The sequence below is a fragment of the Stenotrophomonas sp. VV52 genome, assembly GCF_002893095.1.
Taxonomy (GTDB): domain Bacteria; phylum Pseudomonadota; class Gammaproteobacteria; order Xanthomonadales; family Xanthomonadaceae; genus Stenotrophomonas; species Stenotrophomonas aracearum.
This window is the reverse complement of record NZ_PKQQ01000016.1, coordinates 1-23,644: the sequence shown is the minus strand read 5'-3', so window position 1 is coordinate 23,644 and position 23,644 is coordinate 1. Positions and strand designations below refer to the sequence as shown.

Annotated in this window: 14 protein-coding genes; 6 read left to right on the top strand and 8 right to left on the bottom strand. The window is 59.7% G+C overall.

Features of this window, described 5'->3' with window-relative positions; all coding sequences use genetic code 11:
- Nucleotides 1-14: 14 nt before the first annotated feature.
- A complete protein-coding gene (locus C2U58_RS18655; protein ID WP_017354470.1) occupies nucleotides 15-1,580 on the bottom strand; it encodes a hypothetical protein in 1,566 nt (521 codons plus the stop codon).
- 353 nt (nucleotides 1,581-1,933) lie between these two features.
- Nucleotides 1,934-2,791: a hypothetical protein gene (locus tag C2U58_RS19945; RefSeq protein WP_146027645.1), complete on the bottom strand. Its 858-nt coding sequence runs from the start codon at nucleotides 2,789-2,791 to the stop codon at nucleotides 1,934-1,936.
- Nucleotides 2,792-2,909: 118 nt separating this feature from the next.
- Here C2U58_RS19945 and C2U58_RS18640 point away from each other — a divergent pair, with 118 nt between their 5' ends.
- From C2U58_RS18640 to C2U58_RS18620, 5 genes are all read left to right on the top strand, one after another.
- Entirely contained in the window at nucleotides 2,910-4,331 is a 1,422-nt protein-coding gene (locus tag C2U58_RS18640; protein WP_049400904.1) for a Wadjet anti-phage system protein JetA family protein, read from the top strand.
- Nucleotide 4,332: 1 nt separating this feature from the next.
- Entirely contained in the window at nucleotides 4,333-4,989 is a 657-nt protein-coding gene (locus C2U58_RS18635) for a DUF4194 domain-containing protein (RefSeq protein WP_102947213.1), read from the top strand.
- Nucleotides 4,976-8,395 (top strand): SbcC/MukB-like Walker B domain-containing protein, encoded by a 3,420-nt coding sequence (locus C2U58_RS18630; RefSeq protein ID WP_164171574.1) that lies wholly within the window; start codon nucleotides 4,976-4,978, stop codon nucleotides 8,393-8,395. The genes C2U58_RS18635 and C2U58_RS18630 overlap by 14 nt, the downstream gene beginning before the upstream one ends.
- A complete protein-coding gene (locus C2U58_RS18625; protein ID WP_102947211.1) occupies nucleotides 8,392-9,603 on the top strand; it encodes a Wadjet anti-phage system protein JetD domain-containing protein in 1,212 nt (403 codons plus the stop codon). The genes C2U58_RS18630 and C2U58_RS18625 overlap by 4 nt, the downstream gene beginning before the upstream one ends.
- Before the next feature lie 91 nt (nucleotides 9,604-9,694).
- Nucleotides 9,695-13,519, top strand: a complete 3,825-nt coding sequence (locus tag C2U58_RS18620) for a hypothetical protein (protein ID WP_253256787.1) — start codon at nucleotides 9,695-9,697, stop codon at nucleotides 13,517-13,519.
- 344 nt (nucleotides 13,520-13,863) lie between these two features.
- On the opposite strand, the gene C2U58_RS18615 is transcribed toward C2U58_RS18620, so the two are convergent.
- The 3 genes from C2U58_RS18615 to C2U58_RS18600 all read right to left on the bottom strand — a co-directional run bounded on the left by C2U58_RS18615 (nucleotide 13,864) and on the right by C2U58_RS18600 (nucleotide 17,436).
- Nucleotides 13,864-15,300: a hypothetical protein gene (locus C2U58_RS18615; RefSeq protein ID WP_216362419.1), complete on the bottom strand. Its 1,437-nt coding sequence runs from the start codon at nucleotides 15,298-15,300 to the stop codon at nucleotides 13,864-13,866.
- A gap of 511 nt (nucleotides 15,301-15,811) precedes the next feature.
- Entirely contained in the window at nucleotides 15,812-16,093 is a 282-nt protein-coding gene (locus tag C2U58_RS18605; RefSeq protein ID WP_102947209.1) for a DUF427 domain-containing protein, read from the bottom strand.
- 203 nt (nucleotides 16,094-16,296) lie between these two features.
- On the bottom strand, nucleotides 16,297-17,436 hold the full coding sequence (locus tag C2U58_RS18600; RefSeq protein WP_102947208.1) for a glutathione-independent formaldehyde dehydrogenase: 1,140 nt from the start codon (nucleotides 17,434-17,436) through the stop codon (nucleotides 16,297-16,299).
- A 350-nt stretch (nucleotides 17,437-17,786) separates the two neighbouring features.
- Between C2U58_RS18600 and C2U58_RS18595 the strand changes: the two genes are divergently transcribed.
- Nucleotides 17,787-18,743 (top strand): IS5 family transposase, encoded by a 957-nt coding sequence (locus tag C2U58_RS18595; protein ID WP_102947207.1) that lies wholly within the window; start codon nucleotides 17,787-17,789, stop codon nucleotides 18,741-18,743.
- A gap of 126 nt (nucleotides 18,744-18,869) precedes the next feature.
- Here C2U58_RS18595 and crcB read toward each other — a convergent pair whose 3' ends face one another.
- The 3 genes from crcB to C2U58_RS18580 are packed head-to-tail and all read right to left on the bottom strand — an operon-like array spanning nucleotide 18,870 to nucleotide 23,528.
- The gene (gene crcB / locus C2U58_RS18590; RefSeq protein ID WP_102947206.1) at nucleotides 18,870-19,247 is read right to left on the bottom strand and encodes a fluoride efflux transporter CrcB; all 378 of its coding nucleotides are present in this window, start codon (nucleotides 19,245-19,247) and stop codon (nucleotides 18,870-18,872) included.
- Entirely contained in the window at nucleotides 19,244-22,246 is a 3,003-nt protein-coding gene (locus C2U58_RS18585; RefSeq protein WP_102947214.1) for a Tn3 family transposase, read from the bottom strand. The genes crcB and C2U58_RS18585 overlap by 4 nt, the downstream gene beginning before the upstream one ends.
- Nucleotides 22,247-22,253: 7 nt before the next feature.
- Nucleotides 22,254-23,528, bottom strand: a complete 1,275-nt coding sequence (locus tag C2U58_RS18580; protein WP_102947205.1) for a tyrosine-type recombinase/integrase — start codon at nucleotides 23,526-23,528, stop codon at nucleotides 22,254-22,256.
- Nucleotides 23,529-23,644: the final 116 nt, after the last annotated feature.

The following is a 23,644-nucleotide window of genomic DNA, read 5'->3' as shown; positions in this document are numbered from 1 at the left end:
TGCTCTCGAAGATGTCACCATCCGCCGAGGAGGCTCTCAACGCTGAGCAGCGTATCTTCGTCGTCGTCGAAAGCTCCGTGATCAATGCTTGTGCTGTTCAAGCCTGCTGTCTGTCCTTGGGACTTGGACCAGATCGTACGGTTCGGTGCAGCTCCGAGCCACGCGCGGACTGCACCTATTTCGGGAAACTTGCTATCTGAGTAGATGTGGTGCCAAGCGAAGAAGCGTTCCATGCCCAGCAGCGGCATGTCCGGTTCGTCGACGAGCGTTCCGTCGGAATTTGGGCGCGATTCGAGGACACCCGACACCAGATAGAGGAGGGAGCTGGGATAGATGAAGCGCTTCCAGTCCTGCCCATTGGGAAATTTAGAGTCGTCTCCGACGACCTGATCGTCCCGTTCGAATTCATCGCGCATGCCAAACAAGCGGAAGTGACGGATGCGATCGCCATGTTGGGTGATCGTGGCGGCAAAGCGCTCGTAGGTGATGGCGGGCGCCAGGAACACGACGTCGAATGCAATCTCGGCCGGCAGAAGCTCTGATGCCTTGTCAAGCCAATTGGCGATGTAGACGGCGCCAGTGCTGTGGCCGACTAGAGTGATCCTCGATAGCAGCCCTTCAGAGGCATGGGCGGCACGCAGCCGCTCCAGCAGCGCAGTTCCGGCATACAGGTCGGAGCCGTCGCCGAACGCATCGAGTGAGTCCTGCTTCATGCGGTTCCACTGGAGTGCCTTGCCCCATTCATTGAGTCCACTGCCACCAAAATGAACACCACGCAACACTTCCTCTACGACCGTTGCATACAGGCCGTGATCGCGTTGATCCGCGTACCGACGCAGAACACCCTGCAGGATGCGCTTCACCAGAAGGGAAACTTTGAACCAGACGATCAACCCGCGGCCTCCCTCGACCCCGGCGACCTGCGTTGATACCGCCTGCGAGAACGGGGTATCTCGAACGCTCGCTCCGCCCCCGATGAATGCATCGCGTGCTTCGTCTAACGCGGTTGGCAGGGTTTGCATGGCGACCACAAACTCGCTGTCGGTTTGCAAGTCGGCTTCGATCTCGGCGTCGTCGATCAGCGCACTCGCCGCACGCGCACCTGAGGGCCCCACTACAGGTTTGAAATCACGGTAGGGCACGTGATTGCGACTGGGATCGCTCCAATATGTATCAACTGCCTGGCGGACCTTCCCTGCATCGACGTTGCCCGGCGTGATGGTCCGGGCGCCGTTGCTACCTCCCAAGCGGCGGAGCGCGTACTCTAGCGCCTTGCGCACCAGATTCTTGAATACCGGCTCATCCGGCAGCTCGCGCAGGTTGTTGCGGATCGTTTCAACGAAACCCGACTCCCACACGGAAAAAACCGGATAGGCCGATTGAGAAAAGCGCCCCTCAAGTCGCTGGGCAATACCGATACCCGCGGCCTTGTCGACCAGGCCCCCGTGAAAGTAAAGCAGCAAATGACCACGCCCGTCCTTACGAAGCGCCGTGACGATAGCGTCGATATCCTCTGGCTTCGTATCGGTTCCGGCACCGATACGGCCGTTGCGACTGTGGATTTGATGCAGACTGCCCATACCTGGCCCCCTGTGACCAGAATGATGCCAACCCAGAGTGCCATGAGTTTATGAAGTGGGCAATCAGTAATCGCCTAGGTAGGGATTGGTCACCTCAATGCCGAGTAAGCGAAGGGCTAGAGTTGAATGCCCCGGACCATGCCGCAGCTGGGGCGGTAGTTTGCATTTGGCGCTCGATCGATAGGGACACGAGGGCACGGCTCATCGACCTGATCATTGAGGTACAGACGGAGAATTGGCTTTGAATGCCAATGGCGTCCATCTGATACGGTTCCTATGTAGGGTAGCTACCCAGGCAGGGGTAGCGCGGTATCCGTGCCGGGCCTCAAGTTTGGCTACGATCATGCCATCCGCTAATTCAGCTCGCCAAATAGCCACGGTTGGATCGCGGTTGGATCGTCGACGCAGAGGTGAAATTCGTTCGGCGGCTCCTTCTCTGCATCGGTGGCGCAGCGCAGTTCATGTAGTCGGTATTGGAGTAGTGCGGCACGGGTTCTTAACCTGTAGGCTGCCTTACCTCCGAAATACTCGATACGCACCATATCCTTCTGATCTGGTGTCAGATGCGGATGGGGGACGATCGACAGCTCTACCTGTGTCTGCCAGGCGGCGTCCTGGCTAGGCTCGGCCCGCTCTGGCCGAGGATCAGCCAGCTGTTTCAAGCCGCTCAGCCGATTTATAGACAGGTCCAGGAAGCGTCCGGCTTCCGCCTCGTCCTCGGCGATGACAAATGCGCGAACATGCCAGCGCCTGCCTGCCTGCACCAGCGCATGAGGGAACAGTCGTTTGGTGCGAGGTGCTGGGTTGCGCATGGACCGGTGCTCGCCAACGAGCCCCTTGCCCTCTCTGCAGGCACGATTAAGCAGTGCGAAGTGGCGTCGTTCAACGCCGCCGAGGATAAGCTGGGAGCTCTCGATAAAGCCTGTAGCTTCCTGGGGGCGCTCAAACGCAAGGTACTCTTCGATCAGCCCTTCGGTTAGGAGGGGTCTGAAGCCAGACATCGCCACGTATCCGCGCACATGGCTTCGGTACTCAAGGCCGCCTCCATTGAGTTCAGCATATTGGGTTAGCAATCGACTTACCGTGGTGATATGCAGATCAAACACTTGGCGTACTCGCTCATTGGTGACTTGCCCCTCCCAGAGGAGCAGCGTTTCGATGGCTCGAAGTGTTTCCGGACTTTTGTTTGGATTGGGGCGGGGGCGGGGCATGGGGCTGGGCCGGGGTCAGATGACACGCAGCTTAGCATTGATGCTAAGTTAGCGTTTATGATATGTTAGCGTTTATGCTAATGTGAAGTAGATAGCCCAACTTCTGTGGAGTTGCACAGTGTCCAGCTCTCTGTTTGAGGTACTGCCATCGCAACTCTTTCGCCCATTGGCCTCGGCAAATCGGGAGAACTACTGGCGGCTGCTCTTGGGTCTGTACGAAGAATTCTTCGGGCCAGAGGCTGAGGTTCCCCCGGCGACCGGCTGGGAACGGCGGCAGTTGACGCAGTTCATCGAGAACTACCTCGAACACGATGACGCTTGGCAGGCAGAAGAGGGGGTAGGCCAGCTCACTCCGCTCAACATTCGCGCCAACATGTACTTGAGCCATCTCACGGAGAATGGCTGGTTCGAAGAAGAGCAGGTGGGACTCACGCGCACTCTGTCCATGACTGCTGTGGTAAGCCGTTTCCTTGCCACCTTGCAGGTCTTCACAGAAGACACGCCGGCGATGGTGGGCGCGAAGATGCGTTCCATTGAAGACACATTACGTCGGGTGCTTGATCCTGCAAGCAATGTCTACGGTGACGACTTCGTAAACGCCGGCGACAGCGCCCATGCGCTTCTGTCCGGGATTGCCGCCATGAGTCTGAACGTGCGTACCCTGCAGCGCGAGATATTCAAGTCCGCGACCCCCGGGGCGGCTATCCGTCGGTTGTTTGAAGACTACATTTCCAAGCACGTCATGGCTGACTATGCGGACTTGGCTGGCGCCGATCACCCCCTCGCACGAAAGGCGCAGGTGTTGAGCCTAACTCAGGAAATCCATTACGGGGATCATCGGGAACGGATCATCGTGTGGTTGGCCGAGCGACGCTACAAAGGTGATAAAGGCACGGCTGAGGCTGTCTATGAGAAGGCGATCAGGCGATTGAGCAATGTCTATCGTCTGCAAGACTACTTCGATCGCTTGGGCCAGGATCAGCGCCATATCGAGCGTCGCATGCTGGCCATGATCGAGTACCAGCTTCGCGCGCCGGGCCAGCTCGAGAGACGGATCAAAAAGGCTATCGCCGGAGTCAATGCTGCGGAGAACTTCGACGCCTCCATGCCCGTTGGGCCCGGAGCATTGCTTTCCGGTGAACTCCTGTTTCAACCACGCATCGCCCGTCCGCCCATTCCCAGGACCGCGGATTCTCCGCGGCAGATGACAGCCGAGCAGGAGGCGCGGATGAACCTGCACAGGCGTGCGCGTGATGCGCGTACCGCCATGCCAACAGAGGTGAGGGTGTACTTGCAGGGTGTCATGGGAGGAGGTAGGCAGATCCGGGCGTCTCAGCTTCCCATCACCGGTATCAAGCAATTTCGAATGGTGCAGACGCTGTCCACCTACGCACAGGAAGCAATGACAGGCCTCGGAAAGAAGCACCATGAAGGAATTTCAAAGCGACTACCTGGATATCGCTTCCAAAGCGCCGGTGATGAACGAATTGCCGGGCCGTATTTGGACATGCCGGACTTCTACATCACCAAGGTGAAATGACATGGCACGCCACTGGGAAAAGGCGCTTAGCCGCGACACTATGTACGAGGAGCAGGACTACGAGCAGGCGGCCTATCGGCTAGTAACCCACCAGGTCTTGTCCGCCTCGGACCGGGCGACCCGGAAGGATTACGGCATTGTCAGCCGAAATATCAATGACTTTGAGCAGGTAGTTCGTCCCCTCGGCATCGAGCTGTTGCACGACACCAACTACCAGTACATCGTGGCGCGGCCCGTGCACGTACTGACCCAACAGCGAGCCAGCAAGGACGAAACCCTGCTGCTGTTGGTGCTCGCCGGCGTTCATCATCGCGTCCGTTTCGAGGGGCGCGAAGAGCCAAATGGCGAAACTTTCGTCGATTTGCCTGACTTGCAAGAGCACTACGAGAAGGAAACGGGCAGGGACTTTCCCTCGCCTGGGGACTTCCGCTCTTTGATGGCCAAGTTCAAGCGCTGGGGGATTGCTGCCTTTGAGGACAGGGACGATGTACGGAATCAGCTCGCGAAGGTTCGCATCCATCCCGCGATCGGAGATCTGCTGCGGAAGGAATACTTGAGCCATCTGGAATCCTTCCGCAAGGAAGTGGCAGGTGAGGGGGATGCAGCTACTTTCGACGCAATGAATGAAGTCACGGAGGATGGCAATGTATCTGCTTGAGAAATTTCACCTGGTACAGTTTTTCCTATTCCGTGCCGAAACCCTGAGCTTTAGTCCTGCAACGGGCATTGTGGCGCCTAACGGATCGGGAAAATCTGCGATTCTGGATGCGATGCAGATCGTCTTGTACGGAGGGGATCAGAATCAAATCGATCTCAATGCGCAGTCAGGGGGCGTATCAGGCACTCGGGGGCGTTCAGTGCGCGAATACTGCCTCGGTTACTATCGCGGTGACGAGCATATTCGTGAGAATGCGACGTCCTATTTGACCATGGTGTTTCGCGACACTGAGGGCGAATTGCCGCCGGTTTCGGTTGGCCTGGCCCTGGGCGCATCAGTGGGCGACCCAAAGCTGCACGTCTACGGGCGCTATGTGGTCCAAGGGGTTGCGCTCGCGTTAGATGATCATCTTGAAGCGAACGCCGAGGCGGAACTTTTGCCGTTGGCCTGGGGAACGTTCAATAAGCTGATGGAGGACGCAGTCAGTCGCGTGAATGGTAGGCTCGCAGTGCCTCCGTCGGCGGAGAAGCAGGTTGAAGCAATGTTGTTCGCCTTGCGCCCCAAAGGAGGGGGCAGCATCGACCCGAGAGCTTTTCGGCGAGCGATGAAGAATGCGCTTAATCTGCAGAAAGTTCCTGACACCAGCAGCTTTGTTCGAAATTACATTGTCGATGCCCATCCTATCGAGCTCAAGAACTTCCGCTCCCAGCTCGACAATCTGCGCTCGCTTCAAGCCAAGGTTCTGGAAACACTGGACAGGCTTGAGTACGTCAAAAGCTTGATCGCAGCCGGTCATAAGGCTACTCAGACTCGGATGCACGCAGCGACCTATAGGGCGCTGTTGGATGACTATGAGCGTGAACAACACATGGATGCTGTTGATGCGGCACAAACTACGCTGCATGAAGCGCGGGACAGGCATCAGGCAGCGCAGAACGCAGTCGACAGCGCCAAGGCAGAGCATGATCGACTCAACGGCGTGCACATCGAACTAGAGCTTCAATCAGCAGCAGATCCGGCGATCAGTGCCGCCCGTGACCTGGCCAGCGAACGAGAGAGATCACTTAGACCTATCAAAACCAATGTGGCCCAGGCCCTTCGCGAGGTGGTGGCGGGCTTCGAGAAGGCCAACCGCGTGAAACCCGATCTCGGAGGCTGGCAGCATCTGGCGATGCCTTGGGTTGAGCTTCTTGACGCGGTTTCCAGCACATCCGTATCCGATGCGCTTGTGCTTGACGTTTCGCAGGCCTCGGCAGCATTGCGCGAGTCCAGCATGCGGGTTGCTCCGATCATCCAGTCGGCAAGGCGTCAGCTAGACCATGACGAGCAGAGGCTGTCCAAGCTCGGAAATGAGCTTAGGATCGCTAACGAGCAGATCAAACGCATCCAAGAAGGCAAAGCGGAACTCCCGCCGGCCGTCCAAGCAGTTGTGAACATACTTGGAGATAAAGGACTTCTGTGCACGCCCGTCTGCGATTTGGTCACGGTCACAGATGCTGACTGGGCACCCGTAATCGAGGGATTCCTTGGTCGTTCGCGCACTGCCCTGGTTGTCCGTAGCGGCAAATTTGAGGATGCCTTGTCCGTTTTCAACAAGATTCCGTGGGATACAAAGCCGGATTCAGTACTGTTGGTGAACCCGGTGAAGTCGAAGGCGGATATGGGTGTAGTTCCGCCAATGGGTCTCGCGCATCTGATCGCGGGTGACAATCAAGTGGCGGTGGACTATATCCGTCTTCGACTCGGCCGGCTGGAGCGATTGGAGCGCGTCACTACGGATAGCCCTGAGGGCTTCACCCGTACTGGCGAGCAGGCTGGACGTGCTGATTTCGGCCGTCGACGCCCCTTGTCTGCAACGGAACTGGTGCTGGGACGCCAAGATGCCAGCCATCGCCTGGCGGTGCTTCGGCAGCAGCGCAGCACGTTGGGGCAGAACGCAGCCGAGTGCGAGCAGGAGGCGAACCGGTCGCGCCAGTTGGTTGAAGCCCTTGAGAAGTTGGTGGGACTTGAAGGACGTATCCAGGACATTGAAAGATGGCTGAACTCGCACATTCAGGAGCAATCCGCGCTTGATGCAAAGGCGGCGATGCAAGAGATCGCAAGCGCACCTGATCTCCTTGCTCGTCAGCTGCTCATCACAGAGGCAAGGCGAGCTGCCTTGGCAGCACAGTCGAAGCTGGAAGAAAGCAGCAGAGACGTCGGAACTCATGGTGAGGCTTTCCGGCAAGCACAGAGACGGCTAGACGAGCTTGCGGATAGAACCAACGGAATCTGCTCAAAGGCGGCTCTCAGTCGCCGCAATGAATACGTGGGTGATGAGTGGTTCGAAACAAAACGCGATGAGTTTGATGGTTCCGGCCTATCGCTGCATACGATTGTGGCGAAGATCAGTGACGCTACGGTTAGAAGTGGCAATCAGCTGTCTTCCCAAGTGCAGGCGTTGGCAAGTGACATGTCCACGTACGCAAACCAATTCGATCCTCAGATGGATATCGCGGTGGGCGACCTGGGCGCCATGTGCGAGACAATGGCTCAGGAGAAGCAACGGCTAGAGGAATCCGAGCTCCATCACTACCAAGTGCTTTCCGCGGAAGCTGCAGAAGCGGCAGAGCAAACGTTCAAGGTGCAGATCGCCGCCCGCCTGAGCGACCACTTCGCCAGCATGCGCAGCACGCTCAATGAGCTGAACAGTACGATGGAGCGCTTGCCGCCATTCTCGAACAACGAGAAGTATCACTTCGTCACCAATCTCAATAAGGATCATGAGTCGCTGTACAAATTCATACTGAAGGTGGCTGGTGCGGGACTGGAGGGGGATATCTTCTCTGGCCAGGTGGATGCTCCTCCTGAGTTCAGGGCGATGCTTGAGGGAAAGGATGCAGAGGCCAACAGGCTTCTGGAGGACTATCGCAATTTCTTCAACTTCGAGATTGACGTTCGCAGCAATGGTGTGACGGTGACCGACTTCTCAAAGCGCATGGACAAGGGTTCCGGGGGCGAGCACCGCGCGCCTCTTTTCATCGTTGCTGCAGCGTCGATGGCGCGCGCATTGGGAAAGTTGCGCGGTGATCAAGGCGGCATGTCGCTGATAATTTTCGATGAGTTGGGTGACAAGATTGACTCAGTGAATACCCGTGCCGTCTTTGAGTACCTGAAGGCATTGGGCCTTCAGCCCATCGTCGCGGCACCGGACGATGCCTTGGGTAAGATCAACGAATCGGTGGATACCTACATCGAGATGTACCGTGACGACGATCTTATCTCCATCAAACACGTCCGCATTGATGACGATGGTCATGTAATTCTGGATTCCGACAACTGGCGCAAGCATCCCGAGCTTCTCGAGGAAGAGCTCAAGCGTGTTGAAGCAAGTCGAATGCCCCATGGGGAAGGGGTCGTTGCATGACTATAGCCCGGGCCTTCCTGACGTCAATTTTCAATCGCTCCCAGAAAGCAGTGAGTCGTGGCAAGGATGAGCGAATAGCTCTCAGGCTGACAGAGTCATCATGCCCAGAGTTCTTCAGCCTGCGCAGCATCGAGGATGCAAGAGCGTTTCGTTCCGAACTTGAACTGGCTGAGCGCTCTGGAGCCATCGAAATCAAGGCCAAGGTGATGGTGCAGCCGCCTCTAGATGTTGCGGGCGTTGCCGTACTGAACCTCGCAAAGCTGGCGAACTTCTTGGGCGCACGACTTCGTCGTGATTCCGTATCAGAGGCCCGTTCCATGCTGGACACTCACACCGGCCTTTTCCCCGTACTGACCGAGGTCATTGAGCGCTGGTCGCTGGGCCATAAGGTTCGCGGGCAAGAGGCTACCGATGCTTCTGTAGCGCAAATACTGGATGCAATCAGACTCATTTCAGCAAGGCGAGGTGTCGTCAGGGACGAACTGTTGCGCCGGGTTTCGGCCATGATGTTTGGTGACAGCAAGCGAGTGGAGGGCATCGTGAAATGGATCGATTTGCTTTGGTTCAACTCTATTGCACCATCTGGACTTGATAGTAGCGAGGTCTTCTCGGCCATAGGCCTGCACAAGGAACCATTGCCCGTACTGATCTCAGGTCCGCTTACGGTTGTTACGTCGACTACGGTGGTGGGAGTGGTTCATCCATATCTCGGCTTCGCTCCTGCCCACATCGCTGGATTCGTGCCGAATCCAGCCGTGCCGAGCTGGCGTGTTCTTACCATTGAGAATCGACAGACATTCCATGAGTTTGCTGAGGCTGCATCTGATCAGGTCGGCCTCGTACTGCTCTATACCGGTGGTATGCCGTCCCCATCCTGGAGACAGGTCTACATGCTGATCTTGAAATCACTTCCTCGCCAGACAACTCAGGCGTTCCATTTCGGCGACTTGGATGAGGGCGGGATGAGGATTGGCGCCGTCATCGCAGGATCTGCCGCCGAGGCGGGGTTCACCCTGAAGCCGTGGTTGATGGATCCCAGGGAGCTCATTGGTCTCGGTTACGCTCTCAAGCCAACGGCTGAATCGGTGTCTAGCGCAATGTCTCGAACTTGTCGATCCATCGGGTGGAATGACTTGGCCATTCATGTGGAAACGCATCCGGGGACGCTGGAGCAGGAGGTTCTCCTTCCACAGTTTCCAGGCTCCTAGAATTCTGGGCAGTCTGACCTAGGCGACAAATTGCTTTGCGCCGTCTTTAATGCCTTGATGCGCGTGCCCCGATCATTGCGGGAAGGGAATCATGAGATTTTTTGAACTTGATGCTGTAGATATCACGGCGCTCAGTGCTGGCGATCTGCGTGAATTGGTTGCCCGTCTTTGCGAAGCGGAGGTAATCCAGCAGGGGCGTCGGCCGAAGAGCGTTATGTGGGGAGGTGCGCAGGAGGCACCTGATGGCGGTTTGGATGTCCGTATTGAGGCTATGGACTTGCCGTCCAACGACGGCTTTGTTCCTCGTGGGATCTGCGGTTTCCAGGTCAAGAAGCGTGCTATGGGTGCGGCGGCATGCAGGGACGAGATGTTGGAGGGTGGCACCCCAAAGCTCGTACTTGCAGATCTTGCCGATCGGAATGGTGCCTACATTATCGTTAGTGGCAAGGACGATTGTTCAGACAGCATGTTGGCGAGTCGAGTGCGGGCGATGGAGGCGGTCGCGGGGATCCTTCCTGGAAAAGCGTCTCTGCGCGTTGACTTTTATGGTCGAGATCGATTGGCGACTTGGCTACGGCGGCATCCAAGCGTTGCGCTGTGGGTTCGTGCGCGCCTCGGCCGCCCCTTGTCCGGCTGGAGGCCTTTCGGGAGGTGGGCAGCTACTCCCCCAGCCCAGAACGACGCATTCCTTGTTGATGACCACCCCTGCGTGATTGACGCGAACTCGAGCGCAAAGACTCCCATGCCTGTTTCTGAGGGCATACATCTAGCTCGAGAACGGTTGCGCCGCCGCGGTAGTGCGGTTCGCATCACCGGCCTCTCCGGAGTGGGGAAGACGCGATTCGCGCAGGCCCTGTTTGAGGCGAACGTTGGTGAGGAGGCCTTGTCACCAGCTAGCGCAATCTACGCCGACCTGGGTGAGAACTTGACACCGACGGCATCCGAGCTAGTTTCATACATCGTGGCTAACGATCATGCGGTTCAATTGGTGCTGGACAACTGCCCGCCAGACGTGCATCGGCAGTTGCAGAAGCAGGTCTCCGCAAGTAGCGCGATGCTCAGCCTTCTGACAATCGAGTACGACATCTCGGACGATCGTCCTGAGGAAACCGAAGTGATCCACCTCGAGCCGTGCAGCGAGGAGACGGTCTCGATGCTGATCCAGCGGCGGCACCCAGACATCGGGAAGTTGAACGCTGGCAAAATCGCCGAATTTTCCGGGGGCAATTCGCGCATCGCGATCGCGCTGGCCAGCCGGGTAGATGCAGATGAGACGTTGACAAACTTCTCCGACGAGGACCTTTTCCATAGGTTGTTCAGTCAACGAAAAGGAGCGTCCAATGAACTTCTGGAATGCGCTGAAGCGCTATCGCTCGTCTATTCCTTCAATGTTTCCTCGTCCGAGTTCAATGATGAGCTTGGCGTCCTAAGTGCCGTCGTTGGCCTCGATCGTCGTGGTCTGCATCGGGCTCAGGCTGAGTTGATGCGTCGTCAGCTCGCGCAGAGTCGTGGTGAGTGGAGAGCAGTTCTTCCTCATGCACTTGCCAATCGTTTGGCGAAGCGTGCGCTGGAGAACATCCCTGTCGACGCAATCAATGCCGAGCTGCTAAAGCCAGAGAACCTCCGACTTTTCGTCTCATGTGCGCATCGACTGGGATACCTGCACGATTTCGGGCCTGCGGTTCGGATGGCAAATAGTTGGGTGAGCCCCGGCGGACCGCTGCATGATATTGGATCGTGTAACGAAGGCACGCTGTCTGCATTGCTATACATAGCGCCGGTATTCCCGGAGACCGTGCTGCAGCTGATCGAGAACGCCGCAACCAAGCCAGGCTTTGCCTCGCGCGAGAACCGAAACTTCAGGTTGTTCGTGCGCCTGCTGCACCAGCTAGCTTACGACGAGGATAAGTTTGATCGTGCTGCGACGGTCATGCTGAAGTTCTCCGAGGCCGAGAAGTCAGGTGAGAACAGGGACAGCATAGTTGGACAGATGCGGCATCTGTTCTCGTTGCACCTGTCAGGTACGCTGGCGCGACCAGAACGGCGGTGCGCGTTTGTCAGCAAGCTACTCGAGTCGGGCACCGAGAGGCATCGCGAGATCGCAGCCGAGCTGTTCCATGCTGCGTTCGAAGCGACGCACTGGACGTCTTTCTCGGCGTTCGACTTCGGTGCACGTAGACGTGATGCTGGCTGGCAGCCGCGAACGCGTGCCGAAGAGCTCGAGTGGTATGTCGGCTTCTTGAACTTGCTGCGACCGGCGCTTACATGCGATGACTTGACTCTTCGCGAATGGGCGCGCTCACTCCTGGCAGGTCATTTTCGGGAACTATGGACGTTTGCGGGCTGTTTTGATGATCTCGAGGAGATAGTCAGAAATCATGCTTCGAAGGGGGAGTGGCCGCAGATGTGGGTCTCGGTAAAGAAGACGCTTGGCTTCGATGGCGACTCAGCTCATCCCGACCTACTGGCTCGGCTGGAGTCACTTTCGCGCGTTGCGGCACCATCCGACCTCTATTCGGAGATCGAGGCCTATGTGCTGTCCAATACTTGGGATCACATCGAGAGTAGGGGGGAGCAAGTAACCTTCAGTGACGAGATGATCCAAGAGAAGATCATCTCTCTTGGTGAGATGGCCGCAGCAGAGCTAAGTTGCTTAGAGCGATTGGGTCCAGGGATTTGGTCGGGCGAGTTCGATGCACTGCATCCTTTCGGCATTGGGCTGGCGCAAGGCAGCGTCGACCTACTTGCTACTTATGAGCGTCTCTTGAGCCTGGTGCAACTGCAAGTGCCTGCGGAGCTCAATCCACAGATGCTTCGAGGCTATATCAGCGCTGCGCACGATATCGACCCCGGCTTGGCCATGGTGATGCTGGAGCGCGTGCTGGATCATCCATTGTTGCGGGCGTTTTTCATCTACCTGCTCAGCGCCATCAAGATTGGCCCATGGGGGTTCAATATGCTCATTGAGTTGGCACGAGGGGAAGAGTTCGAAGCGTGGCGGTTTGGTCAGCTTGCCTATGGCCGCATGCACGAGTCCCTTACCGACAGCGAGCTCACGGAACTATTCACCATATTGAACCAGCGGCACGATGGCTTCTACACCACGCTTAGTGTGCTGGAAATGCGATTCTTCGCGGGGAGAGGCGGAAACTATGCGCCGAATGAAGATCTCCTTTCGGCAGGGCGCGTCGCCATTCGCGGTCTACTCGCGGGGAAGTGCGGACAGACTGAACTGAAGCGCATCCGAGGGACCAAGCGCATCGCCCAGCAGTGCCTATCTGAGTCGGCTCCAGAACAGGAAGTCAAAGAGATCGTGAGGTTGCTTTGCGAAGGGTTGGATGATCTCAGAATTCGTAGCTCTGACTTCGAAGTCCTCATCACAACGCTATTCCGCAACTTCCCGGAGATTGTCCTTGGAGATATCTTCACGGGCGACGATAGGGAGCGTCGTTTGATTGATCACCTTTTCAAGTATAGGTTCGGAGGTACGTCGCCGTCACTCAGTAGTATACCGGTGGATCGACTGGTTGCCTGGTGTCGTGGCGATCAAGATCGGATCGTGCGCGTTGCTGCAGCGACTTGCGCCTACTCAACTGTAGAGGCAAGCGATATACCACTAGAGCATCCCAAACGCGTTGTCCTCAGTGCGTCCATCAAAGGCTTGCTGGAAGCCGCAGTGGACAAGCAATGCATCGTCGATGTGATGTTTGCCGGAATCCAGCCCATGAGTTGGTCTAGCTCGTTGGCTGACATCATAGAAATTCGGGCCAAAGCTTTTGCTGAGCTGCTGGAGCATCCATTGGCTGAAGTGAGAAATCTTGCGGCGGAAAGGCTTGAACGGGTCGAGCTCACAGTGAGAAGAGAGCGACAGCGGGAGGCGCAAGATCAAAGTCGACGGGAACAGCGCTTTGAATGATGCGTATGGGTGAGATGGAGCCGGCTAGTCATCTTGGTGTTGCGCCCCGCATAGATACTCGGTCCTGTTGGCTCATTGTGAATTCGATGTCCAGCCGATATGGGGCCAGCTGGCATCGCCAGGTGAGCCGCTCCAGGTTGTGACGCCCAACATGGCCCAGTCGGATCTGCTGGGCCGTGGGCGTATGCAGGCCGACTACCTCAACGGGTAGCGGGGCGGCGTGGCAGCGTGGGTGCAGGCTGCGCTCGCATAGCGGTCCTTCCAGTTCTTACGCCAGAAGGGCTGTCGTCAGCGATAACAGCCTGTAGTTAAGCGTCTAGGATCGAAGCGGAGTATGGATGGCCTTAGACCGAGTATCCGCCCTTCGCCGTTCTTAGGAGAGTTTGCCCGCAATTACTCGGCTGCTCTATATGCCTGCTTGCGAACACGTTAACGGCTAAGGACTCTTTCCCACAAGCGGCGGTGAGTTGCTCCAGGCCAGCCGGCGTCACAACGAGGTAGCAACCCTCGCCCCACAGAGAATCCGCATCGATTCCAACCGGGCCGGCGTCACGCCACCAGTGAAGCTCTGCGACCACCGTTCCGCTCGCATCGAAGAATACGCTCGGTGTCTCGTCATGAGCGCGCCAGCGAAGCCCCTCAACCCAGTTTGGGCATAATGCAAACGGATTGGCCGCTGTGTCAAAGCCCATGTCCACGGAGCAGACAACTCGCCTTACCAGCGTTGGTGCCAGATCATTGTCGAGTGGGACGTACTGGCCTAGCCAAACAGCGATGGGCAGCTTGGCGTAACAATCGTCGAAGTCTTCACTATCAGTCTCTGCCCAAGGTGCTCTAAAGCGGTAGAAGCGGTGCTCTGACAGTCGTGCCTTGTGGATATGGAAGCGAGACACCTCGGCCACGACTTGGCCGTCGCAGTGCGCCAGGAAAGGGGCAACATCGCCGTCAACCTCGTCAATCCACTTCTGCTCTCGCTCGGACCAACCGGCACTTCGGTCAATCAGCGGCCTTCGAATCCACTCGGGACGAACTCGCGGGAGCATCAATGGCCGAGGCGGAAGGGGGTAGCCCAATTTCTCCAACAGCATCGGACTGTCCCGGCTCTCCAACTTGCCGGCCAGGCGCAGTTCCCCTGCGACGTGGCGAAGGGCAGCAATGGCAATGTAGGCGTGTGGCTTCATGTAAGTGATCTGCATATCAAGGACACGAAGCTGAGCCTCAAGCTCTTTGACACCAGAGGGCCCGAAGGCCTCAAGTCCACCCCAATCCTGGATGAACATCGCCGCGCGCCGGCGGACTGTCATCTCCTCGATGTCTGCCGCCTTTGCAATGTGACGTGCCGTCGAGCGCAACATACGAGTCCAGCCAAGCGGCGATTCGACGCGCATTGCACCAGTTCTCTCGTCCGTGAATGCCTGGTCGCTCTCTGGCAGGTCACTGAATTCGAGGAGATAGAAGAGTGGCAGTGGCGTCGCGTCCAAAGAGACAGCCAGCCCCCACCGATGCGACAAGAGCGTGGCTGACTCGGCTACCGCAATGTCACGGTGACTGACCATTGCAGCTACGGCGCGGCCCAATACGGGCTCGAGGTTCGCGCTGTCGGCAGCGAGCAGCGTTCCGAGTGCCTGCAAGGGGGCGTCCAACTCACCGTCCATAAGTCGCCGGATAAGAGATGTGAACAAAGATTGACCCTGTCCGGCTTGCCTTGCCAAGCTCAGCGCGCAATTGCGCGCGTGCCGCTGAACCTCTGCAATGGGAAGCCGATAGGCAAAGTGCAGCAAATCCTCCAAAAGGTCCGTGTCGCTGAGTGGTAGCTCGCTCGACTGGAAGGGCCGCCCCAACTGGAGGGTCGGCAGGGATTCGTGTAAAAAACAGCTAAAAGCGAGTTAAGTCATTGGCATGGTTAAAGTTTCCAGCGACGACTGTGCCACTGCAAGCCCCGGGTTGCTATGCTGCTCCCAGAGCCGACGCCTAGAGTGAGGCATGGAGCGCGACCGCTATCCCCCTCTCGCTGCTGAGTGCGAGCATTGGCTGCGCACCGAGGTCGCCGTGGCCTACGACGCACTCAAAGCCGATCCCACGCGGGGTTTGGCCATCGATGACGTGCGAGCCAACCTCGTCAAAGCTCGTCGCGATCGCGAAGCTGCGGCGTCCTCGTGCGGCGGCAATGGTTGGTGCAACTACTGTGGGAGCGACGTGAGTCGCGATGAGGCATTACCGGTAAAGCTTCATCACGACTCACGTCGCTCCCACAAAAGCAGGGTGGCCGCTGCGTACGAAGCGACGCCCCTTCTACGTCCCCTGCACACCCTTCCAGAACGCAACATGCCCGCGAATCTGTTTGGCGGCGTCCTTCGGCTCCGGGTAGTACCAGGCCGCATTGGCGTTGACCGCATCTCCGACCACCACGTCGTAGTAGTGCGCCGTGCCTTTCCACGGACATACCGTAGTGTGGCTGGATTCGCGGAAGTATTCGCGCGGGAGCGACGCCAAGGGGAAATAGTGGTTGTTTTCGACTACGACCGTAGCGTCGCTGCTGGCCAGGGTGGTGTCGTTCCAGATGGCTTGTTTCATTGGGGGAACCTGCAGTGAGGGTGCCGGCCAGTATGCGCGTCGACAAAAAGAAACGGACATACAGCCTCTTCCGACCTGCTGATCCTGTGAGAGCGACGTCAGTCGCGATGAAGCTTTACCGGTAATGCCTCATCGCGACTGACGTCGCTCCCACAGGAAAATCTGACTGCAGGCAGGTTTGTGAAGCTAGTGATTGCCCGCACTCAGCCACCGGGCTTCAAAACCACCTTGGTCCAGCCGTCTTCGCGCGCATCGAAACGTTTGTAACCCTCGGGCGCCTGCGCCAGTGGCAACTCATGCGAGATCAGGAATGAAGGCTTGGCCTTGCCTGCCTGGATCAGGTTGCAGAGTTGGCGGTTGTACGCCTTGACGTTGGCCTGGCCGGTGCGGATCTGCTGGCCCTTGAACCAGAACTCACCGAAGTTGAAAGCCAGGTGGCCTTGCTTGGCCAGCTTGTCCTCGGCACCCGGGTCCTCGGGAATGAACACGCCCACGACGCCTATCCCGCCGGTCGGCTTCACCGTCTTGACCAGGTTGTTCATGGTCAGGTTGGGCACTTCATGGCCCTTGCAGTTGAAACATTGATAACCGACGCATTCGCAGCCGCGATCGGCGCCGTTGCCTTCTGTGAGTTCGAGCACCTGCTCGACGCCGCTGCCTTCCACGTCGTGGATCGCGATTGCACCGATTTTTTCGGCCAGTGCCAGGCGGTCCTTCTGCATGTCGACCACCATGACCTTGCTGGCGCCCTTGATCATCGCCGAATACGCCGCCATCAGTCCCACTGGCCCGGCGCCGTAGATCACCACCGTTTCGCCAGGCTGCACGCCGGCCAGTTCGGTGGCGTGATAACCGGTGGGAAAGATATCGGAAAGCATCACGTAGTCGTTCTCCTTCTCCTGCGCATCCGGCGGCAACACCAGGCAGTTGAAGTCGGCATACGGCACGCGCAGATACTCGGCCTGGCCACCTTCGTACGGTCCCATGCCGGCGAATCCGTAGGCGCCGCCGGCGTTGCCCGGGTTCACCGTCAGGCAATACCCAGTCTTGCCGCGTTCGCAGTTGGCGCAGAAACCACAGCCGATGTTGAAGGGCAGGCACACGCGGTCGCCGACCTTGACCCGATCCACCGCATCGCCGACTTCGATCACCTCGCCCAGGTTCTCGTGGCCGAGGATGCGCCCGGCCTGCATGTCGGTGCGACCTTCGTACATGTGCAGATCGGAGCCGCAGATATTGGTGGTGGTGATGCGCACCAGGGCATCGGTGGATTTTTCGACTTTCGCATCGGGGACATCGACCACGCTGACATCTCGCGGGCCGTTATAGACGAGGGCTTTCATGGGGAATTCCTTGAGCGAGAGTGACGCCGGGTGCCGACGCGCTGTCGCAGCGTTGTTGTTGTGCGGTAAGGGTGTTGAAGCGAGCTTAGCGATCGGCGCGTATGCATCGCGGCAAGACGATGTGATCCGTGGGTGAAACCGGCTTCGTCCGGCCCTGGGGGTTTTTCTCGATGACCGACAATCGTGCTTGCCACTGAAGCGCCATCGATTGACCTGAAACGCCTGCTGGATTCATGAGGCAACCGCTCCGCAAGTAACGCCAGGTGCCGCGAATTTGTCTAAGGCAACGCTGATCAAGTCTCAAAAACCTGAGAAAATAGTCTCATGTATTGGATAGCGGGAATCGAGCGATGAAGCAGCAGACCTTGGCGATGGCGGCGGATCAGGAAGTTGGGTTCGAGCAGTACCGTCGGCCCACGCGCCGGGATGTGTTTCTTTCGACGATGGAGCAGATCGTGCCGTGGTCGGCGCTGTGCGCGGTGATCGAGCCGCACTACCCCAAGCCTGGCAACGGTCGTCCGCCGGTGGGGCTGGAGCGGATGCTGCGGATGTATTTCGTGCAGCACTGGTTCAACCTGGCCGACCAGGCATGCGAGGAAGCACTGCTCGATAGTCCGGCGCTGCGGCGGTTCGTGGGGATCGACCTGGGCCGCGAGCGGGTGCCCGACGCCACCACGCTGCTGAAGTTCCGCCGCTTGCTGGAGCACCACGAGTTGGGCGCAGCGTTGTTCGCCCAAGTGGGAGACGTGCTTGAGGACCGCGGCCTGAAGGTGGGCACCGGCACGATCGTGGATGCCACGATAATCGCAGCACCGAGTTCGACCAAGAACGCCGACAAGGCCCGCGATCCTGACATGCACCAGACGCGCAAAGGCCAGCAGTGGTATTACGGGATGAAGCTGCACATTGGCGTGGACAGCCGCACGGGGCTGGCGCACAGCGCGGCGGTGACCGCAGCCAACGTACACGACAAGCACTTGCTGGAGGACCTGCTGCACGGGGAGGAGCGGCGGGTCTATGGCGACAGTGCCTATGCCAGCCAGAAGGCCCTGATTGGCGAGCATGCGCCGCATGCCAAGGACTTCACCAACCAGCGGGTGCGCAAGGGCGGCGAAGTGGATGAAGCCGAGCGCAACCGCAACAAGTCCAGGATCCGGGCACGGGTGGAACACGTGTTCGCGGTGGTGAAGCGGCTGTGGGGCTTCAGCAAGGTGCGCTACCGAGGGCTGGAGAAGAATGCCAATCGCAGCTTCGTGGTGTTGGGGCTGGCCAACCTGTACTTGGCGCGTGCCCGTGTGGCGGGATAGATGCCCTTGGTGGGCAGCGATGGGGGTGAAAATCCCCGACCGCTGCAAGGTTCAAGCTACAAAAGTCCATGTAGGGACAAAAATCGCTTCATCGAATTCATCTTGATCAGTGCAATCGCTGTGCAGCTACTTGATCAGCGTTGCCTTAATGCCCAGCCAGACTGCGGCGATGCCGAGTACAACACTTGCGCCCGCGTACAGCACGGCAACCCACAGCTCGCCACGCCGCAACAGGTGGGTTGCTTCAAGGCCGAATGCAGAAAACGTGGTAAACCCGCCGAGTAGGCCGGTGAAGAGGAACAATCTTGTGCTTGGGCCAAACAGCTCGAACCGCTCGGCGAGGCCGGCAAGAATGCCCACAACGAGACATCCCAGCACGTTGACGGCGAACGTGCTGTACGGAAAGCGCTCTTGTGCGGTCAGGTGTAGGACGACGCCGCCAAGCTTGTAGCGAGCGACCGCGCCAATGAACCCTCCGAGACCCACGAGCAGGATGGCTTTCATGCTGTGTGACCTGCCGTGAACTCAAGAATGCGCCTGGAGAAATCGATCGGCTCGACTTCGCGCTTGAGGTCCAGCGTGTAGTCGCCGAACCGGTTGATGTGGCTGGTCCGGTATGGCGACAACCCAGCAAGCACTTCCGGGCTGATGTTAGCGCCATCTTGCCGCAGCTCCGCCAGCACCCGGGTCATCTGCTCCACGTTGTGCAGGATGACCAGGTTGGCCACCAGCTGGTTGTAACGCACGATCTTGCGCTGCTCGTGCTGGACGTTCTCGGCAATGATGCCCTCGCCGCCGAAGAACGCCCATTTGACGAAGCCGTTGAACTCCTCGCTTTTGTTGGTGGCGGCGTGGATGGTTTTGCGCACTTCGACATCGTCGATGTAGCGCAGCAGGAACAACGTGCGCACGGCCTTGCCCAGTTCGCGAAACGCCCAGTACAGCTTGTTCTTCCGGCTGTAGGTGCCGAGCCGGCGCAGGATGGTCGAGGCGGTAATCTTGCCCACTTTGATGGAAATCGCGACCCGCAGCATGTCGTGCAGGTGGGTCTCGATCAGCTTCCAGTCGATGCTGTCGCCGAACAGTGCCTGGATGTTCTCGTACGTCCGCCCCGGCTCCGGCCGGGAGAACACCAGATCCTTGATGTTGCGGATGCGAGGCATCAGGTTGATGCCTAGCAGATGCGCCAGCCCGAACACCGGGAAGCTCTGCGCCTGGGTGTCGCCGTGCACCGTGTCGGGCTGGATGTCGGAGCGGTTGGCCAGCAGCCCGTCGAGGATGTAGACCGCCTCGTGCACGCCGCACGGGATGAAGTGGCTGAACAACGCGATGTACTTGTCGGACACGTGGTAATAGCCGATGCCGCCATAGCCGCCGTACCGGATGTGGTACTCCGACAACAGGTTCTGCTCGTACACGCTCCACTTGGTGCCGTCGGCCGAGGCGCTCTTGCCGCTGCCCCAATAACCGGGCAGCTCGAACTTGTTGTACAGGTTGATCACCTCGACGATCGCCTTGTCGAGGGTCTCGTCGGTGACGTATTTCAGGTTCAACCAGGAGATCTGACGCCGGCTGAAACCCTTGACCGAGCGCGCGGTCTGGGTCGGCCCAAGATTGCAGCCGTAGCAGAACAGCGTGGTGATCACCCGCCGCAGCAGATCGTCGACCCGCGCGTCGGTGCCGGCGATCGGACGGAAGTGCACGTGCAGATCCAGCCAGCGGGTGGTGTCAACCAGGACATCGACGATGCTGGTCGGTGGCAGGCGTTCAGTGATCGCGCTATCCACCGCGGCGATCGCCTGCGTTACCTGGGCGCCCTGCAGGCGCCTGAGCACCAATCGCCCGTCGACCACGCTGGCGTGCAGGTTGTCCGGAAACCGGGCATCGACGGCATCGGCCAATGTCGTCAGCTCGGTGCGCAAGCCCTGCACAAAGTCGGCCGCGTCGGTGGCGATCCCCGATACCTCGCCGTAGGCGTCCAGCTCCTGCGCGAACGTCGCCTCGTCGACCAGCTGCTCGCGGTAGTCGTCGTAGCGCTCGCCGTGCGGGATGTACAAGTCGCCGGATTTGAGTTCGTCCTTGACCTGCGCCAGCACCGCCAGCTCGAAATACTTGCGGTGGATCCAGCCGGGGCTGGCAGCAGCCAAGGCCTTGGGCAGCACGTGCTTTCGCCAGGCGGCCGACAGCCAAGTCAGGTCGGTGGTCACCTCCAGCCCCAGCCCGGCCGCGTCGACCGCCTCGCGACGCTGGCTGCGCAGCGCGAGTACGGCGCCGATCATGTGCTCCATGCTGGGATCCTGGCTGGCGGCCCGCAGGCCCATGATCTCCAGACAGTTGAACAGCAGCGGGCGCAATGTCCCGTACGGCGCCAGCAGGAACGGCAGGTAGTTGCGGCCGGCGTAGGCCATGTGCTCATCGCATTCGGCCATCAGCAGGCTGATGTCGGCGACCAGCACGCCCTCGATCGCATCCACGCGCTGGGTATCGGTGCCCTCGACCTGGTAGGCCTGCAGGATCTCCCGGAGCTGGCCGATCAGCGCGTCGGCGCGCTTGCTGTGTTCGAGCTGGTAGGCGATCAGCTTCTGCTGCGCGGTGTTCTCCAGGTTCTGAATCAGCCGGATGAACAGGTCGGCCGCATCGTCGAGCGTCTTGCGGTACTGCGAACGGATGAAGATCGCGGCCAGCGCATAGCGCTTGACCGGGACCAGTTCGGCCAGTTCGCTGGCATCGAGCGCGCGGGCCATCGCGCGGAATTGCTTGAGCTTGGGCACCGAGACATCAATCGGCGGCAGTTGCTCGGCCAAGGTACGCAGGCGCTGGATGTGCTGCAGGTAATGGCGCACTTCCTTGTTGGTCGGCCGCTTGGGCTCGCGCTTGAGCGCGTGCCAGCCGCTGTGATGGCTGCCCGGCGGCGTCAGCAGCAGCTCGTCGATCAGCGCCCGCATCGCCGGCGTCAGCGCGTCCGTAATCTGGCGGTAGTGCGCGTCGTGGACCTGTTCGCGGGCGGCGATCGCGAGACGTTCGAGCGTGCTGAACGCCGGCAGCTCAAAGCGGTGGTGCACCAGCTCTTCGAGCATCACGTTCACGATGTCGGGCACGATGTGTTTGGTCTGAGCCGCCGTTTCAGCAACCGTGCCAAGCCAGTCACGCCCGGCGCTATCGAGCGGGCGGACATTGAGGAACGCCCGCAGCTGGGCCAGGTGCCCACGCTTGCCACCGGACGTGTCGTAGCTCGCCAACCGGTCGGCCGGTACGCGCCGCATCCCCACGGCCTGGGCGACGTGCTGCGCGATGCGTTGGGGCACCTCGTCCAGTGTCGTGAAATAACCCAACCGCTGAAACAGCTTCAGATGCAGCAACAGGGCCAGACGCGTGGCCGGGCCGCTGGTGATGCTTCGGACGCACTGAAGTTCCGCCTCGCTGGGCGTGTAGATGTCCTGCAGTTCTTTGGCGGTGGGATCGGGCTTGAGGCGTGGGTAGGCGGTTTCGTGCAGCGTCGTCATGCGCAGCTCAGTCCCAATGGCGGCCGCCCGCTTCATCGCGCAAGGCGACGGCGAGGAAGCACTGGTGGTTGTCGGCGATGCGGTGCATCTCGTCGAGCAGCATCGCGATGGTTTCTTCCAGCGCCGCGTCGTCAGATGCGGCGATCGCCAGGCGGTAGCGAGTGCCATCGGCATCGAGCCGCTGCGCCTGGTGGGGGTGCAGGCAGATCTGCTCGATCAGCCGATGGGCCTTGGCCAGGCCGCGCACGCGCGGGGTGAGCCGGGTCAGCGTGATGGTCGCCTCCACTGTCGTGCTCGGCACCGGCGCGACAGCCGGCGCCGGCAGCGCCAGGCGCGGGGGCGCGATCGGCGGCAGACTGGCTTCGATGCGCTCACGGGCGAACGGATCGGCGCCATCGAGGTAGCGCATCGCCGAATTTACGTCGCGCCAGCCGACGTACTCCATCAGCGCCTTCACGTCCCAGCCGTTGGCGTTGGCCCAGCCGGCGAAACCCCGGCGCAGCGAGTGGCTGCTGTAGTCGTCGGGCGAGGCCAGGCCGGCCTCGCGGAAGATCCGCCGCAGCAGGCGCACCAGGCTGTTGGGATGCAGCGGCGTGGCGGCGATCCCCGCCCACTGGTCGACCGCGCGGAACAGCGGGCCCTCGTGGAGGTCGGCCGCCGCGATCCAGGCCGAGGTCGCCGCGACCGGACACCAGCGCGACAGCGCCGGCACCTTGTAGGTCCGGCCGGTGTGCTGGCGGTCGCCCTTGCTGTGCGACAGGAAGCAGGTCATGCCTTCGCCGGGCACCAGGCGCAGGTCCTGCACCTGCAGACGAACCAGTTCGTCGCCGCGGAAGCCGCGCCAGAAGCCCAGCAGCACCAGGGCGCGATCGCGCAGGTGCCGGAGCCGGCCGGCCGGATCGCCGCGCGTGCCGGCCGCGGCCGCGGCGCCGTCGAGCCAATCCACCACCTGGCCCAGTTGCGTGAGCTGCAGCGGTGTGGCGCGCTTCTCTTGGCTCGGGTGCAAGGTCTGGATGCCCTTGAGCACCTTGCGCACGATCGGGGCCCGCGTGGGGTCGGCAAAGCCGTGCGCGTGATGCCACTGGGCCAAGGCTGCGAGCCGGTGCTTGAGCGTGTTGAGTGCGAGTTGCCCCGCGTAGGCGGCCAGGTAGCGGGCCACCTGATCGGCGGTCGCCGGCAGATGACCGCCCCAGTCGACCTCGAAGTGACGGGTCGCGCCGGCGTACGCGCGCTCGGTGTTGGCGCGGGTGGCCGCATCCAGGTACTGCTCGACCGTGCTCATGGTGGGTGCTCCCCGCTTGCCATCGCTGCGGACCGACGACGAATCGCCTGCGCTGAGGGTTTCGTACCGCTTCGGGCCGACTCTACCCCAGTTTTGGGGCTAAGGCGGGATAATTC